Here is a 15,493-nt window from a genome sequence, read left to right as displayed (position 1 = left end):
CTACTCGTACTGTTCGCGGAACTTGCGGATGACCACCAGCGACACCACGTTGAGCACCAGCGTCAGCACCAGCAGCACAAGGCCCAGCCCGAAGGCCGAAAGGGTCTGCGGGCTGTCGAAGGCCTGGTCGCCGGTCAGAGAATCCACGATGCTCACGGTAACCGTGGTCATGCTCTTCAGCGGGTTCCACGTCAGGTTGGGCATGAGCCCGGCGGCCATGACCACGATCATGGTTTCGCCCACCGCGCGCGACACGGCCAGCAGCACGGCGGAAACCACGCCCGGCAGGGCGGCGGGCAGCACCACCTTGCGGATGGTCTCGGACGTGGTGGCGCCCAGCGCGTACGAACCTTCGCGCATGGCCTGCGGCACGGCGTTGATCACGTCGTCCGACAGCGAGGACACAAGGGGAATGATCATCACCCCCATCACCAGACCGGGAGCGAGGGCGTTGGTGTATTCCGCCTCCAGCCCCACCAGTTCCGCCAGGTGCACGATGAACGGGCTGACCGTGATGGCCGCGAAGAACCCGTAGACCACGGTGGGGATGCCCGCCAGGATTTCCAGCGCGGGCTTGGCGATGCGGCGCACCCGCTTGCTGGCGTATTCGGCCATGTACACCGCCGCGAACAGCCCCATGGGCACGGCCACCAACATGGCCACTGCGGTGATGTAGAAGGTGCCCGCGAACAGCGGCAGCGAACCGAATTCCGGCGTGGCCACGTTGCCGTCGGCCCGGCCCGAGGAAATCAGGAAGGCCGTTTCCGGGCTCCACTTGGTGCCGGTCAGGAAGTCCCACAGGTTCACCAGCCGGAAGAACTGCATGGCCTCGAACACCACCGAGACCACGATGCCGATGGTGATGAGGATGGAAATGCACGAGGCCCCGATGAGCGCCCAGCGCACCACGCCTTCCACCCGTTGGATGGCGCGGAAGTCGCGCCCGATGGCCCGTTGCGACCACACTAGGCCGAACGCGGCCAGCGCCACGCCCCCGCCCGCCAGCACAGGGCCGGGCACGGTGGCGATGTGCAGCAGGTGCAGCAGCCCCGCCAGCACGAACAGCCCCATGGACGGCAGGGCCACCCACAGGCACGAATACCACCCGTAGTACACGAGCGGCGAATGGAATTCCGTGCCCCGCGCATTGTCGGCCCCCGCCCTGCGGCGGGCTGCCATGTACGCCAGCACCGAAAGCGGCAATATGGCCATCAGGGCCATCTGCAACGCGCTTCCCATGGTCATGTGCGTTCCCGTTGGCCGGGGGGTACGCGCCCCCCGGAAATGGTGAAGGCCGGGGAAGGCGCATCCCTTCCCCGGCGCGTGCGGCTTGTTGCTACTTCAGGTCTTCGGCGGTCAGCTTCTTGAAGCCGGTCACGTCCTTGCGCACCTTTTCGCGTTCGGCGGCGGGCAGCGGAATGAGCCCGATGGTCTTCAGGTAGCCGGCATCGCCGATCATCTTTTCGGACATGAACAGTTCCACGTATTCCTTCAGGCCGGGAATCTTACCCACGTGGGCGTCCTTCACGTAGAAGAACAGCGCGCGGGAGATGGGGTACTTGCCCGAGGAAATGGCATCGAAGGTGGGCGCGTTGCCGACCACGGTGCAGCCCTTGATGCGGTCCTTGTTCTCGGCCAGGAAGCTGTAGCCGAAGATGCCCACGGCCTCGGTGTCCTTGGTCAGCTTCTGCACGATGAGGTTGTCGTTTTCACCGGCGGGCACGTAGGGGCCGTCCTGGCGGATCTTCTTGTACTGCGCGGCATCCTTGCCCAGCACGGCCTTGAAGGTCTCGTCCTTGCCGGTGAACTTTTCTACCACCATTTCGATGAAGGCGTCGCGGGTGCCGGAGGTGGCGGGCGGGCCGTAGATGACGATCTTGCGGTCGGGCAGGGCCGGGTTCAGCTGCTTCCAGGTCTTGTAGGGGTTGGGCGCCAGCTTGCCGTCCACGGGCACTTCCTCCAGCACGGCCAGGGCCAGGTCCTTCAGCGAAAGGTCCATGTCGGCGTTGCCGATGTTCTGGGCGATGACGATGCCGTCGAAGCCGATCTTGGCTTCGGTGATCTCGGTGACACCGTTCTTGATGTTGGTTTCCAGTTCCTCGACCTTCATGCGGCGGGAAGAGTTGGTGATGTCCGGGGTATCGGGGCCCACGCCCGCGTAGAACAGCTTGTGCCCGCCGCCGGAACCGGTGGATTCGACCACGGGCGACTTGAACTGCTTGTTGGTGGCGCCGAATTCCTCGGCCACGGCGCTGGAGAAGGGATACACGGTGCTGGAGCCCACGATGCGGACCTGGTCGCGGGCTTCGGCCACACCGGCCAGCGACAGCACGAGCGCGGCGGCCAGCGCCACTTTCTTGATCGACTTCATTGCAAGCCTCCCTGACGATTCCCGGTTGGGGGTAATTGTGTGCGGTTCAGCGTCAACGCGCCACAAGAAGTAGCCAGCGCAGGTTACGGCCTGTTGTGACGACCGTTACAATCCTGTGTCGCGCCATTTTCCCGTGCCGCACGCCGCGCACGTACGGCGTCACACCAAGGATTCCCCGTCATCGCAGTGGGTTGCGCCATCACCATCGCAGGCCATGCCGTCCATGGCGCGTTGCAGTTCACCGGCCAGGCGCGAAAGCCCGGTCACGGCATGGGCCGATTCCGCCATGCCCTGCGCGGTTTCGCGGGCGATGGCGTCCACCTCGGCCACGGCGCGTTCCACGTCCGCACCGCCGCGCGCCTGCGCCTCTGCCATGGCGGCGATGGCCCGCACCTCGCCGCCGGAATCGCCGATGCGGGCCAGGATGTCGTCCAGCGCCCCGCCGGAGCGGGTGGCCAGCGCGTCGCTTTCGCGCACCGCCCCGGCCACGGTGGCGGTGCTGTCCACAAAGCCGCGCGTGGCCCGCTGGATGGCCCGGATGCGCTCGCCCACCTGGCCGGTGGCGTTCATGGTCTTTTCCGCCAGCTTGCGCACCTCGTCGGCAACCACGGCAAAGCCGCGCCCGGCCTCTCCGGCCCGTGCGGCCTCGATGGCCGCGTTCAGCGCCAGCAGGTTGGTCTGGTCGGCAATGTCGCTGATGACGCCCATGATCTGGCCTATGCCTTCCGCCTCGCGCCCCAGTTCCGCCACGTTTTCCTGCAACCGCTCCACCTGTCCGTGCACCTTGTGCATCACGTCCATGGAGGCGCGCACCACGTCGCGGCCATCCTCGGCCACCCGCATGGTGGAGGCGGCCATGTCCACGGCCAGCGCGGCGCGTCGGCCAACCTCGGCCACGGTCCGGTTCATGCGGTCCATGGCGGCGGTCACCTCGTCCACGCGGGCCAGCTGGCGGGCGGCCCCCTCGCTGGAATGGGCCACCTGCTCGGCCAGTTCGTGGGCCGACGAGGCCACCCGGCGGGCGATGTCCTCCGCCTCGCGCGCTGTGGCGGCGATGACCGCGTTCTGGGCGTCCAGCCGGGCATGCTGGGCGCGCTCGTGCGTCAGGTCCACCCACAACGAGATGGCGCCCATCAGTTCGCCGTCCAGGTCGTAGATGGGTGTGGCCACCATGTGCAGCACCACCTCGCGCCCGTCGGCCTGCGGGTCCAGCACCACGTCCTCGGCCACCCGATCGCGCCGTTCCATGCTGCGCCGGGTCAGCACCGGACGGGCGGCATCGGCGGCGCTGCCGTACACCAGCTCGCCCAGTTGGCGGCCCAGCCATTGCGCGGGGGCGCCCCCGCGCCGCAGCACGGCCAGCGCCTCTGCGTTGACGTGGGTGATGTCATTGGCAAGGTCCACCACCACGCAGGGCACCACCACCCCGTCCAGCACCCCCTGACTGAAGCCCAGGCGCATGCGCAGTTCGCCCACCATGGCCTGCACGGCGCGCACCGTGGCCCCGATGGTGTCGTCCGCCGCGTAGTCGAAGGTGTAGTCGAAGTTGCCGCGCGCCACCTGCTGGGCCAGGGTGGCCAGCCGCTGCATGGGCACCATCAGCTGGCGCACCATCAGCCAGATGACCAGAGCGGCCACGGGCAGGGCCACGGCGGCGGCAATGGCCGCGCCGCGCCACAGCCGCTCGCCCACGCCGTCCATGAGTTCGTCGCGGCTGACCGTGGTGACGAAGGTGACGTCCCACGGGGCGTAACGGTCGGCGCAGGCTTCGTACTCCTCGCCGTTGATGGTGCAGGCGAGCACGCGGGAACCGTTCGCATCCGCGCGGGCAGCGGGATCATTGCGGCCCTGCGCCCCCTCGCCCTGCTTCAGCGCCGCGCCCCACGGCAGGTCGAAGACGTTGCGGCCCACCATGGCCGGGTCGGGATGGATGAGGATGATGCCCGCCCCGTCGAAGGCAAGGGAATACCCCTTGCCGCCCACGTTGTGGCGCACCACGGCGGCGGCGAATTCCGGCGTCAGCAGGGGCCGGGCCACTTCCACAGCGCCCAGTATCTCGCTGCCGTCCATGCCTTTTACCGGGGCGTAGGCGGCCAGGTTCCACTGGCCGCCCACCTTGAGCATGCCGGTGAAGCCGTTGCCGGACAGCACCGCCGCCGTCACGGGATGCTCCTTGCCGAGGAATGTCCAGCGGGCGGAGCCGGAAGGATCGGCCACGCTGGAACTGACGCGCACCAGCCGCCCTTCGTGCAGTTGCAGCACCGATGCCCCCACCCCGGCCAGTTCGCGGATGCGGTCCACGAGGTCGGTGCCCTGATGCAGGTAGGCGGACCCCAGCTTGAAGCCGGGCAGGGTGGCCTTGACCCGCTGGCCGGTGTCGGCGTCGCGCAGGTCGGCCTCCACCTCCATGAAAATCTCGGGGATGGGAAATCCGGCCAGGCCGAACTGCAACTGCATCAGCTTGAGGTCGGAGCCGATCTTGTTGCGGTTCAGCGTATCCTGAAACCGGGCGGATTCCATGAGTATCTGCGAAACGTTGTGCAACGAGGCACGCCCCTGCGCAAGGTAGCCGCGCCGGGCGTCCACCAGGCTGGTGACCAGCATGGCCGCCATGGTCACCAGCACCATGACCAGCGAGCCCGCGATGAGCTTGGTGCGGAACGAAAGGGTGGAAAACATGCGCCCGTCCTTGAGGTATGCCAGCGGAAAGCATGCCCGTGGCAAGTATGCCGGGGGATGAACCCGTACGGCGTGGATGCGGGCCGGGGCGGGGAACGCAAGGCGGGACGTGCGCGAGGCGCGCGCAACGGCGCCCCCCCGGGCGGCCCCCGTCCTGTGGAATGCACTGCGTCCGGGCGCTCCGCATCCGCCCGTCGGCAGGTGTCGGCCAGGCGCTCGCACGGCAGACGCACGTACGACGATCGGGGCGCGCCACCCTCCCCGGCGGCTGGCGTATTCATGGGGCACGCGGACGAAGATCAGGTTACGGCGGCGTCACGTTTCCGTAACATGTGGCGGTTTCAGTGTTTTCACCACGCGCTGGCGCATGTGGCGTTTGCGTTGCGGCAACGCATGGCCGGGACGAAGCATCTGGTCGCCTCCCTTCATGCCGCACCGGCCACCCCCCTTTCGCGCCCGGTGCGTTTCCGGGCCGGACGTGCTACACCGCGCCCATGACGATCAGCTTTCCCTGCTATCCTCACGCAACCCGCGCGTCCCGCGCGTCCCTCACCAAGGGCGCAGCGGGCACGGCGGGCTCCCGCCGGAGGTCGTCGTGAAGACCATCGGCGAGGCCCTGCGCGGCTTTCTGGAACGGCGCGGCGCACCGGAGCGGATGCGCCTCGTGCGCCTGTGGGAGAACTGGGACATGGTCATGGGCACGGACATCGCCGTGCTGGCCTACCCGCTGGGCCACCGCAAGCGCATCCTGCTGGTGGGGGCGGAGGACAACATGGCCATGCAGGACCTGACCTTCCTGACGCCGGAAATCCTGGAGCGGGTCAACGCCTTCATGGACGACGTGTCCGACGGGCCGTACTTCGAACGGGTGGAGGTGCACCTGCTGCAACGCCGCACCCCGCTGGACGAGGTGCGCGTGGAGCGCAGCGCGCCCCCGCCGCGCGTGCCCCCCAGGCCGGACAATCTGGGCGGGCTGCTGGGCGCCTTCGACCCGGAATCGCCCGTGGGCCGCGCCTATGCCAGCTACGTGCGCATGTTCCGCGAGATCGGGGATGCCGCCGCGAAGCCGGGCGGGGCCGCCGGGCGGAACGGAACCCACAGGCAGGGCGGACTTGACCGCCCCAACAGATAGGACGGACCTGGCCGGACCAACAGATAGGACGGGCCGGGCAGACCCAGCCGATAGGGTGGGCAGGCCGGGCACGGCGGACACCCGGAACGGAACGGGACCGCACCGGCGGCAGGAAGTGCCCCTTCCGCCACCCGCTCCGCATTCTCTTGCCGCGCCACCATCTTTTTCGCTTGACGCGCACCGCGCCTTCGGAGTATCCGTCTCTTCCGCGCTGCAAGGCGCACAGGGTGTCCCCATCGTCTAGCTGGCCCAGGACAACGGCCTTTCACGCCGTCGACAGGGGTTCAAATCCCCTTGGGGACGCCACCGCAAGCCAAAAGGCGTACGCAACCGCGTACGCCTTTTTCCGTTGCCTCGGCGCGCCAGCCGTTGCTGTCCGCGCCGCCTTTCCCATGGCGACCGCACTGCGACCGGTCGCCTCGGCATCCCCTACACTTCCGCCGTGTACGGCGGGGCCGGGTCGTACTGGATCAGCCTGCGCACGGCGCGGGCGTGGTCCGGGTCATGAATCTGCCCCACCAGCCACAGGGCCATGTCTATGCCCGCCGACACCCCCTGCGAGGTGACGATGTTGCCGTCGCGCACGTAGCGCATGTCCGGCAGCAGGGTCAGTTGCGGGTCGCGGCCCAGTTCCTCTGCATAGGCCCAGTGGGTGGTGGCCCTGCGCCCGCGCAGCAGGCCCGCCGCGTGCAGGATCAGCGTGCCGGTGCACACTGCCGTCACCCAGCGCGCCGTGGCGGCCTGTGCCGTCACCCATTCCATCAGGCCGGGGTCGGACAGGGCGTGACGGGTGACATCGGCGGTGCCGGGCAGCACCAGCACGTCCAGCGGGGGCGCGTCGGCAAAGGTGTGGTCGGGGATCATGCGCAGGCCGCTGGCCCCCCGCAGCGGGCCGGGCCGCGCGGCGATGGTCACGATAGTGTCGTTGCCGCCCGAAATGTGCCGGGATGCGGCAAACACCTGTTGCGGGCCGACGAAATCCTGCTCCGCCACCTGTTCGTAGATGTACAGGCCGTACGTGGTCATGGGTGCTCCCTGTTGTGGTTGTCGCGGTTGTCGCGGCTGTCGCGGTTGACGCGGTTCGTGGTGTGCCGGGCCGTGCCCGACGTCCGCCCTGCGCAGCCGGACTGCCCGGCGGACCACCCCAGCATGCACCCGCGCGCCAGCCCGCCACAACGACACACGCCCCGCAGTTCGCGCCATGGCGAAACCGCGGGGCGTCATGCGCCACCGGGCAATCGACGTGCGCTCCGCCCCGGCGCGCCGCGTCAGCCGCTGAAATGCTCCAGATACTGGCTGGGCGTCACCCCCATGCGCCGCTGAAAGGCCCTGCGCAGCCGCTCCTCGCTGCCGAATCCGGCGGCAATGGCCACGGTCTGCATGTGCGATTCGCCCGATTCCAGCAGCTCGCGCGCCCTGTCCAACCGCAACTGCTCCACGTAGCGCGCCGGGCTCATGCCCGTCTCTTGCGGAAACACCCGCGCGAAGTGGCGCGGACTCATGTGGGCCTGCCCGGCCAGACGCTCCACGCCAAGGTCCTCGCCCAGGCGCGCCTCCATCCAGACGTGCAGCGGGCCGAATCGCGCCCCGGCCCGCGCCTGTGCCCGCAGCGGCGCGCTGAACTGGCTCTGGTTGCCCACCCGCCGCCGGTACACCACCAGCAGCCGGGCCACCTCCATGGCCGTGGCCGGGCCAAGGTCCTCTTCCACAAGATGCAGGGCCAGGTCGATGCCCGCCGTCACCCCGGCGCTGGTCACCACGCCGCCGTCCCGCACGAAGATGGCGTCCGGCTCCACCCGCACCGCCGGATAGGCGGCGGCCAGCCGGGCGCAGGCCTGCCAGTGGGTGGTGGCCCGCCGACCATCCAGCAGACCGCAGGCGGCCAGCAGCAAGGCGCCGGTGCAGACGGAAACCACCCGGCGCGCCCGCGCGGCCAGCCCGGCCACCATGGCGCGCAGTTCCGGGTCGTCCCCTTCCCGCCCCGGCGTCACGCCGCCGGGCACCACCAGGGTGTGCGGAGCGGGGGAACCCGGACCGGCAACGGCTGCGTCAAAGGCATCGGGCGTGGTGTCAGCCAGCACGGAAAGCCCCGACGACGAAACCACCGGCCCCAGCGCACGCGCCACGAAATGGCAACGGTACGGCGCTGGGCGGCCCTGCCGCTCGGCCAGCCGAGCCGCGCAGGAAAACACGTCGAGTGGACCGGCAAGGTCCAGCCCCACGAAACCGGGGTAGAGAGCGAACACGATATGGCGTGCGGACTGCGGCATGGGAACCTCACGGGGGGGGGACGGCAGGCGAACGGCCCGATTGGGAATGGCAATCGGTAACTGGGCAGCAGGGGGCAAGGGCCGAAACGGGCACCCGATCACCTGACCGGAACAGTCTACCGCCCCCCTGCCATGGCGGCAATGTCCCGCATCATGCACTTTCTGCCAAAAACGACCACGCAACAGCGCCCGGCACGGAGCCGGGCAGTGCCGCCGATGACGCCCCCTTCAGGAAGTCCGCCTGCCTCAGGCGTTGCCGCTTGCCCCGCCGTCCGGCCAGCCCGCCGCACCACTTCCCGCCCCGCCGCGCGTGGCGAACATCCTTACCGCCGCCTCGATCAGGCCGGGTTCCATGAAGTCCGTGCTGCGTTCTATCTGCCGACGTGCCGCCCGGCGCATGCCCTCCACAAAAGGCGCGGCCTCGGGGCCGTGCGCGGCGTTCAGGGCGTCGGCCACCGTGGGGCACAGGTAGTGCACGCACAGCGGCGACTTGAAGAGATACAGCGTGCAGCCGGTGGCCGTCAGGTACGGGCAGCCCCGCTCGCCCGTGGGGGCGCCGTGGGAGTGGTGGGAGCCCTCTGCGGCCTGAAGGCGGGCCAGCGCATCGCCCATGCGCAGGGCAAGTCCCGTAGGCGACTGCATCATGATGTCCGACAGGCTGAACACCACGTTGTGGCTGCGGTTGCAGCAGCCCAGCGGGGGGCGCTCGCATCCGTCGCGGCAGATGTGCTTTGTGGCGCGGTCCTGCACCATGTCCAGCTGGCGGGTGTACAGGGAATAGCCGATGAGCGCGCGGCGCAGCCCGTCGTCCATGAGGTTCGGGGCTCCCGGAGCTTCACCGCCAAGCAGATGCGCGCTGAGCCGGGAGACATGGTGGCGCACCGTGCGGGAGGAAAGCAGCGGGTGGTCGCGACCGGCGAACAGGACGACGTCATCCGTCACATCGCGGTTCACGGTGCGGTCATCCTGTCCGGGCAACGCTTCGAGCCAGCCGTCGATGGGCATGGGGGTGCACCTTTTGCGAAGGGCGGAATGCATGACACCCCGCCGCCAAATGCGGCAAACATGCCGAAAACGCACAACCCGCAGCGCACAGGCACATGCCGAAATGCATCGGCACGCATCAGCCTGCATCGGGCAACACGCCGACAGAATGTCGCAAACCACACATCGCGGCGATCGACACACCCTGTCCATGACCATCCATTTCCGCATAGCACGCAGTTTTCCGCATTGTACACCGCAATTATATTGCGATGCCGCTCCAGTGGCATATAATAGCAGCCCTTCTCACGGTCCGCGCGCATCCGTCAAATGCAGCGTCACACCATCTGAAAAATGCGACACACCACCAGCCGAACAATTGCCGTCGCAGCGGCGAACACGAAGAGGGCAAACGCGAAGGGGGCATGACCCAAAGGCCATGCCCCCATTACCTTGCGCGCCCGGCACTGCCGGTGCGGCCCATCGTCCCTGCGGTCGGCGCCCTGCGTCGGTCACGCCGCGCAACCGCCGGACGATACGGCTAGAACTCGTACACCAGATTGAAGGTCAGCTTCTTGGCGGCGTTCAGGTCCTTGCCGTCGGCACCCCAGACATCTTCGTCCAGATCCAGGCGGATGTAGCCCATTTCAAGGATGAAGGTGAGGTTTTCGTAGATCCGGTAGGTGTGGTCGAAGTTCACTTCCCAGGCGCTGTCCTTGTCGGTCAGGAACACGCCGCCCTGTGCCGGGGCCAGTTCGCCAGCCAGCCCGGCGGTATCCTTCACCAGTTCGGAATCGTTGGTGCCGCGCATGTAGGCCACGCGGACGAGGTGCGAGAGGTTTTCGACGAACGAGATGTCCGCCACCTGCACGCCGATGCCCCACAGGCCCGCGCCATTGAGGGCGAACTGGCTGTCCTGGTTGAAGGCGGAGCCGGGGAAGCCGAAGCTGGTGGGCGCCCATGCGTTGGGCGACACCGAAGGCATGCGCTCGGAGCCGTTGTCGAGGTCGTCGTCTTCACCGCTGCCGTACCAGGCGAACACGCCGGGGGTGGCGGATTCCGTCTTGTACTCGACCATGCCCGAAACCAGCCAGCCTTCGCGGGTGGCGTAGTCTTCGTCGGCGTCCTTGCTGCCGTAGGTGAAGTCCATCTTCAGGGCAAAGGGATCGAACAGCGACACCTCCAGGGCCACGCCGCCCCACCACGCATTGTGGATGGTGGTGTCATCGCCGGTCATGCCGGTGCGTTCACCCAGGCTCTGCATGCCATCCTGGAAGGTTTCCCACGATTCGGTGTCGGTGCCGTCCACGTTCTTGCCCACGGAGGCGTACATGACGTACGGGGTCACGCTGACGCCGTCCAGGGTCACCGGCGCGGTCAGGCCGAACAGGTCCACTTCGTCGAAGTCGTTGCCGTCGGCGGCGGAGTTGCCGGAATTGTTGTCATAGGGACGCGCCCAGAAGGCGGTGAGGCCCACGTTTTCGGTGATGGCATGGCTCAGCACCAGGGCGGCCACGTCTTCATCGCTCAGCACCGGGTTGGCGCCAAAGGTGGCACCGGGCAGATCCATGCCCTGCAGGCCCATGCGGACCTTCAGTTCGGTATTGGGCACGGTCCAGTCGATGTACGACCGGCGCACCTTCACCGACCTGCCGTCGGAACCCAGCGCGCCGTCTTCCTGGCCCCATGTGGTGGTGCCCATTTCCAGAAACACCACGCCGCGCAGCGATTCGCTGGCGATGATGTCGATCTGGGTGCGCAGCCGCTGGTGGGCCGCGAAATCGTCTTCGCTGTCGCCGCCGTCGCTGGCGGAACGGTAATTCATGCCATCGGTCCACGAGAAGTCGAAGGCCCATTCGCCCTTGGCCTCGATGGTGGCGGCGCTTGCCGGAGACACCGCGCCGCACAGCAGCGCCGCGCCCAACAGCAGCGTGATCAAACGTTTCATGCTTCCTCCTTCCTTGCAGGAATATGTACGGACCGGACGGCAATGGCGCCGCGCAGCCCCGTGCAACGCCGCGCCGCGCAGGGGTACGGCGGACGTTTCCGCGTTAGATACTGAAAACGATTTTCATAGTCAATCTCATAGTCGCAATATTTAGCTTCCTCGTCGGCGCACCTTTCCCGCCTGCGCACCCGACTCCTGGCGCAGCCCCCCGGCAGACACACTGCCTGACGCCACAAAAGGCCTGCCGCACATGCCCGCAAGGGCGGCCTTTCCCCTCGCCCGCCCCAGTGGCGATTTTCCGATTCCGGCACACCTGTGAAACACTTTGGTTCACATCGACACGCCGCCGGTCACGCCACAGCAATTACCCCACCCATGTTGCCGCATGACACACACTGCGCAACACATATTCTCTACCGCCATAGTTGCATTTCAACTATACCATTGCAGTAGACAATCAAATCTACCACGCAAGTATACTACTATTTTTCGCAACACCACTTCCACGGTAGTCTTTCCTGTGTTACATATCCTTCAAACACATTCGCATTAGCGACGCTGCAATACGAAGCAACGATCATTCTCCTGCGCTCATCGCAACAATGAGGAGCGCAGAACAGGAGGTTCGCATGTCCACACCCACCGCAACCCCGCAAGCGGCCCACGGCCAGCCGGAAGCGCCGCCCGCCGCGCACGCCGCAACGGGGCTTCCGCAGCCCGGCCCCGGCCAGTGGGAGCCGGGCAGGCGGGTCATCGCGCCGTCCCTCGCGCCGCTGCCCGGCCACCAATGGCAGGAAGAACCGCTCATGTCGCACGACGGCATGCACGTGGCCGCCGTGGTCCGGCAAGAGGACGACAGTTTCACCATGCGGGTGGACGACGGAGTCTGGGACGCGGGATTCGACAAGGTGTGGTCGCCGCGCTTCCTGCCCGACGGGCGGCTGGTCGCCATCGTCCAGCAGGACGGGGAATGGACCGTGGCCGTGGACGGCGAACCGTGGCCGGAAACCTACGGGTTCATCTGGTCGCTGCTGCACGGCCCCGCCGGAAGGGTGATTGCCGCCGTGCAGCAGGACATGCGCTACGGCATGATCATGGACGGCGAGCCCTGGGAAACGCTGTACGAAAACGCCAACAATTTCGCCATCAGCCCCGATGGTCGCCGCACCGCCGCCGTGGTGCAGACCGTGCCGCTGGGCCAGGCCGACATAGAGACCTTCGTGCGGGGCGTGTACAGCGTGGCCGTGGATGGTGAGGCATGGGGCCACAACTTCATGAACGTGTGGACCCCGGTGTTCGACAACCGCAACGACCGGGTGGCCGCGCAGGTGCGCCTTACCCATGCCGAATACTCCGTGGCCGTCAACGGCACGTTGTGGCCCGCCACCTTCCCCTGCGTGTGGGAGCCGTGCTTCGACCCGGCCACCGGCGCGGTGGCCGCCCCGGTGCGCAAGGATGGCCGATGGGGCATGGCCCTGGACGGCACCCTGCTGTGGGAGGCGCGCTTCTTCCAGTGCTGGTCGCCCGCCTGGAGCCCCGACGGGCGGCACCTGTGGGCCATCGTGGCCCCCCGGTACGGCAGCTTCACCGTGGCCCGCGATGCTGCGCCCTGGCCGTTCACCGCGCCGGTGATCACCGACCTTGTCCTGTCGCCCGACGGCACCCGCGCCGCGGCCCTGGCCAGCAACGACAACGCCGCCTGGCAGGTGGTGGTGGACGGAGTGCCCTGGCCCGGCAAGTGGGACATGGCCTGGCGGCCCGTGTTCAGCCCTTGCGGTCGGCACGTGGCGGTGCGGGTGCGTGAAGCGGGCCGTGAAACGGTGCTGCTGGATGGCCGCCCGTGGCGCGATGGCTTCACCACGGCGTGGAACCCGGTGTTCGGCCCTGCCGATTCCGGCTGTCCGCCCGGCACCGTGCTGTTGCGGGGCATCCGGGGCGGGGCGTGCGAACGGTGGGTGGCCACCCCAGAAGACTTCAGGGCCTGATGGCCAGCGGAGGCACAGCGATGCAGCAACTGTACAATTTCGCCGTGGGGCCCCTGGCCTGGGTTGCCTGGGCCGTGTTTCTGGGCGGGTCGGCCTGGCGCCTGGCGTCCATGTGGGCGCTGGCCCGCAAGAAAGACATGAACGCCGTGGCCTACATGGACGTGCGCCATGCCGCGCGCTCCATGGCGCACTGGGCAACCCCGTTCGCCACCCTGGGCTGGCGGGCCAACCCCGCCGTCACCGTGGCCACCTTTGCCTTTCACACCGCGCTCGGCCTGCTGCTGCTCTTTGCGCCGGGGCACGCGGTGCTGTGGGATTACGCCTTCGGCATCAATGTCTGGTCGCTACCAGAAGGGATGGCCGACACCCTGACCGTGCTGGTCATCCTGCTGTGCGGGTTCTTTGCATGGCGACGCCTGCAACTTCCCGTCGTCCGCTTCGTCACCCGGCCCATGGACTGGCTGGTGCTGGCACTGGTGGCCGTGCCGTGCGTCACCGCCTTTCTGGCCAAGCAGCAGATCGGCGACAACCTGCTGCTGTCCACCCTGCACGTGCTGTCGGGCGAGGCCACGCTGATGGCCCTGCCCTTCACCCGGCTGTCGCACGCCATCTTCTCGCCCTTCACGCGGGCCTACATGGGCTCTGAGTTCGGCGGGGTGCGCCACTGCCCCGACTGGTAGGCGGGGCCACGGGGCAGCACGGGAAAGAGCAGGCAGAACGGACCGGACGGATTCATCGGAAGGGCGCATGGCGCCATCCCACGGGAGACAACCACATGAGCGCAACGGAATTCTCGGGCATCGCGGAACGCCGCATAGAAGACGCCAACCTCGTGCGGGGCGTGGCCGCGCTGACGCGCGAACGCATCGAACGCGTGGTCAAGGCGGTGACCAGGGGCGAGGCCGGGGCGCGCCTGGCCGTCTACCATGAAACCTGCATGCGCTGCGGCATGTGCGCCGACGCCTGCCACTACTGCATCTCGCACGACGGCGACCCCACCTACTCGCCCGTGGGCAAGATGGAACAGACCATGTGGAAGCTGCTGCGCACCGGCGGCAGGGTGGACCCGGACGACATCTACGGCATGGCCCAGATCGCCTACACGGAATGCAACCTGTGCCGCCGCTGCGTGCACTACTGCCCCGTGGGCATCGACACCGGCTACGTCATGAGCCTGGTGCGGCGCATCTGCCACCGCCTGGGCGTGGTGCCGCTGTACATCCAGGATACCGCGCACAGCCATTCCGGCACCATGAACCAGATGTGGGTCAAGGACGACGAGTGGATCGACAGCCTGGTGTGGCAGGAAGACGAGGCGCGAGGCGAAATTCCCACGCTGCGCATCCCCTTCGACAAGGAAGGGGCGGATTTCCTGTACTCGGTCATCGCGCCGGAACCCAAGTTCCGCACCCAGCTCATCTACCAGGCGGCGGTGATCTTCGACCAGGCCGGGGTGGACTGGACCATGCCCTCGTCACCCGGCTGGGACAACAGCGACATGTGCATGTTCACCGGCGACTACGAAATGATGGGGCGGCTCAAGCGCTGCCACTTCGAGATGGCCCAGAAGCTGAAGGTGCGGCGCATCGTCATGGGCGAGTGCGGACACGCCTTCCGGTCCGTATATGACGTGGGCAACCGCTGGCTGGGCTGGAAGAACCACCCCGTGCCCATCGTGCATTCCGTGGAGTTTTTCTGGGAACTGCTGACCGAGGGCAGGATCAGGCTGGCGAAGAAATTCGAAGAACCGGTGACCATCCACGACCCGTGCAACATCATCCGCGGGCGAGGCCTGATGGACAAGCTGCGCGAGGTTACCCACGCCCTGTGCTCCAACGTGGTGGAAATGTCCCCCACGCGGGAACATAACCTGTGCTGCTGCGCGGGCGGCGGGGTGATCAACTGCGGCCCGCCCTTCAAGGGCGTGCGGCTGGCGGGCAACAAGGCCAAGGCCGACCAGCTTGCCGCCACGGGCGTGCACACGGTGGTGGCCCCCTGCCACAACTGCCACGGCGGGCTGGAAGACATCATCCACCATTACAAGCTCGGCATGCACACCAAGTTCCTGGGCGACCTGATCTACGACTGCATGGAAAAGCCCGGCGCCGCGTAGGCACGGCAAGG

At 67.6% G+C, this 15,493-nt stretch carries 11 protein-coding genes and 1 tRNA gene; 5 read left to right on the top strand and 7 right to left on the bottom strand.

Annotation, left to right across the window (positions count from 1 at the left end; translation table 11 throughout):
• From pstC to K6142_RS01595, 3 genes are all read right to left on the bottom strand, one after another.
• Nucleotides 1-1,245, bottom strand: a complete 1,245-nt coding sequence (gene pstC / locus K6142_RS01605) for a phosphate ABC transporter permease subunit PstC (RefSeq protein WP_190245943.1) — start codon at nucleotides 1,243-1,245, stop codon at nucleotides 1-3.
• Between the two features lie 91 nt (nucleotides 1,246-1,336).
• Nucleotides 1,337-2,371, bottom strand: coding sequence for a PstS family phosphate ABC transporter substrate-binding protein (locus K6142_RS01600; protein WP_190245944.1), 1,035 nt, complete (start codon nucleotides 2,369-2,371; stop codon nucleotides 1,337-1,339).
• Between the two features lie 159 nt (nucleotides 2,372-2,530).
• Nucleotides 2,531-5,050 (bottom strand): methyl-accepting chemotaxis protein, encoded by a 2,520-nt coding sequence (locus K6142_RS01595; RefSeq protein ID WP_223380728.1) that lies wholly within the window; start codon nucleotides 5,048-5,050, stop codon nucleotides 2,531-2,533.
• Between the two features lie 595 nt (nucleotides 5,051-5,645).
• Between K6142_RS01595 and K6142_RS01590 the strand changes: the two genes are divergently transcribed.
• Together K6142_RS01590 and K6142_RS01585 are read left to right on the top strand one after the other, a co-directional pair.
• Complete coding sequence (locus K6142_RS01590; protein ID WP_190244203.1) at nucleotides 5,646-6,182, top strand: DUF721 domain-containing protein; 537 nt, start codon at nucleotides 5,646-5,648, stop codon at nucleotides 6,180-6,182.
• Between the two features lie 229 nt (nucleotides 6,183-6,411).
• Nucleotides 6,412-6,488 (top strand) — tRNA-Glu (locus K6142_RS01585).
• Between the two features lie 123 nt (nucleotides 6,489-6,611).
• Here K6142_RS01585 and K6142_RS01580 read toward each other — a convergent pair.
• The 4 genes from K6142_RS01580 to K6142_RS01565 all read right to left on the bottom strand — a co-directional run bounded on the left by K6142_RS01580 (nucleotide 6,612) and on the right by K6142_RS01565 (nucleotide 11,384).
• Complete coding sequence (locus tag K6142_RS01580) at nucleotides 6,612-7,208, bottom strand: DJ-1/PfpI family protein (protein ID WP_190244248.1); 597 nt, start codon at nucleotides 7,206-7,208, stop codon at nucleotides 6,612-6,614.
• A 242-nt stretch (nucleotides 7,209-7,450) separates the two neighbouring features.
• On the bottom strand, nucleotides 7,451-8,452 hold the full coding sequence (locus K6142_RS01575; RefSeq protein WP_190244249.1) for a GlxA family transcriptional regulator: 1,002 nt from the start codon (nucleotides 8,450-8,452) through the stop codon (nucleotides 7,451-7,453).
• A gap of 246 nt (nucleotides 8,453-8,698) precedes the next feature.
• On the bottom strand, nucleotides 8,699-9,457 hold the full coding sequence (locus K6142_RS01570; RefSeq protein WP_190244250.1) for a hypothetical protein: 759 nt from the start codon (nucleotides 9,455-9,457) through the stop codon (nucleotides 8,699-8,701).
• Between the two features lie 520 nt (nucleotides 9,458-9,977).
• Nucleotides 9,978-11,384, bottom strand: coding sequence for an outer membrane homotrimeric porin (locus K6142_RS01565; RefSeq protein ID WP_190244251.1), 1,407 nt, complete (start codon nucleotides 11,382-11,384; stop codon nucleotides 9,978-9,980).
• 629 nt (nucleotides 11,385-12,013) lie between these two features.
• Between K6142_RS01565 and tmcD the strand changes: the two genes are divergently transcribed.
• From tmcD to tmcB, 3 genes are all read left to right on the top strand, one after another.
• Complete coding sequence (tmcD, locus tag K6142_RS01560) at nucleotides 12,014-13,369, top strand: electron transfer complex subunit TmcD (RefSeq protein WP_190244252.1); 1,356 nt, start codon at nucleotides 12,014-12,016, stop codon at nucleotides 13,367-13,369.
• Nucleotides 13,370-13,389: 20 nt separating this feature from the next.
• On the top strand, nucleotides 13,390-14,049 hold the full coding sequence (gene tmcC / locus K6142_RS01555) for a TmcC family electron transfer complex membrane anchor subunit (protein ID WP_190244253.1): 660 nt from the start codon (nucleotides 13,390-13,392) through the stop codon (nucleotides 14,047-14,049).
• 95 nt (nucleotides 14,050-14,144) lie between these two features.
• Nucleotides 14,145-15,482 (top strand): electron transfer complex ferredoxin TmcB, encoded by a 1,338-nt coding sequence (tmcB, locus tag K6142_RS01550; RefSeq protein ID WP_190244254.1) that lies wholly within the window; start codon nucleotides 14,145-14,147, stop codon nucleotides 15,480-15,482.
• The last annotated feature ends 11 nt before the right edge of the window (nucleotides 15,483-15,493 follow it).

Source organism: Nitratidesulfovibrio sp. SRB-5, assembly GCF_019931275.1.
Lineage (GTDB): Bacteria > Desulfobacterota > Desulfovibrionia > Desulfovibrionales > Desulfovibrionaceae > Cupidesulfovibrio.
The sequence above is the reverse complement of the archived record's forward strand: the minus strand, read 5'-3'. Positions and strand labels throughout refer to the sequence as shown.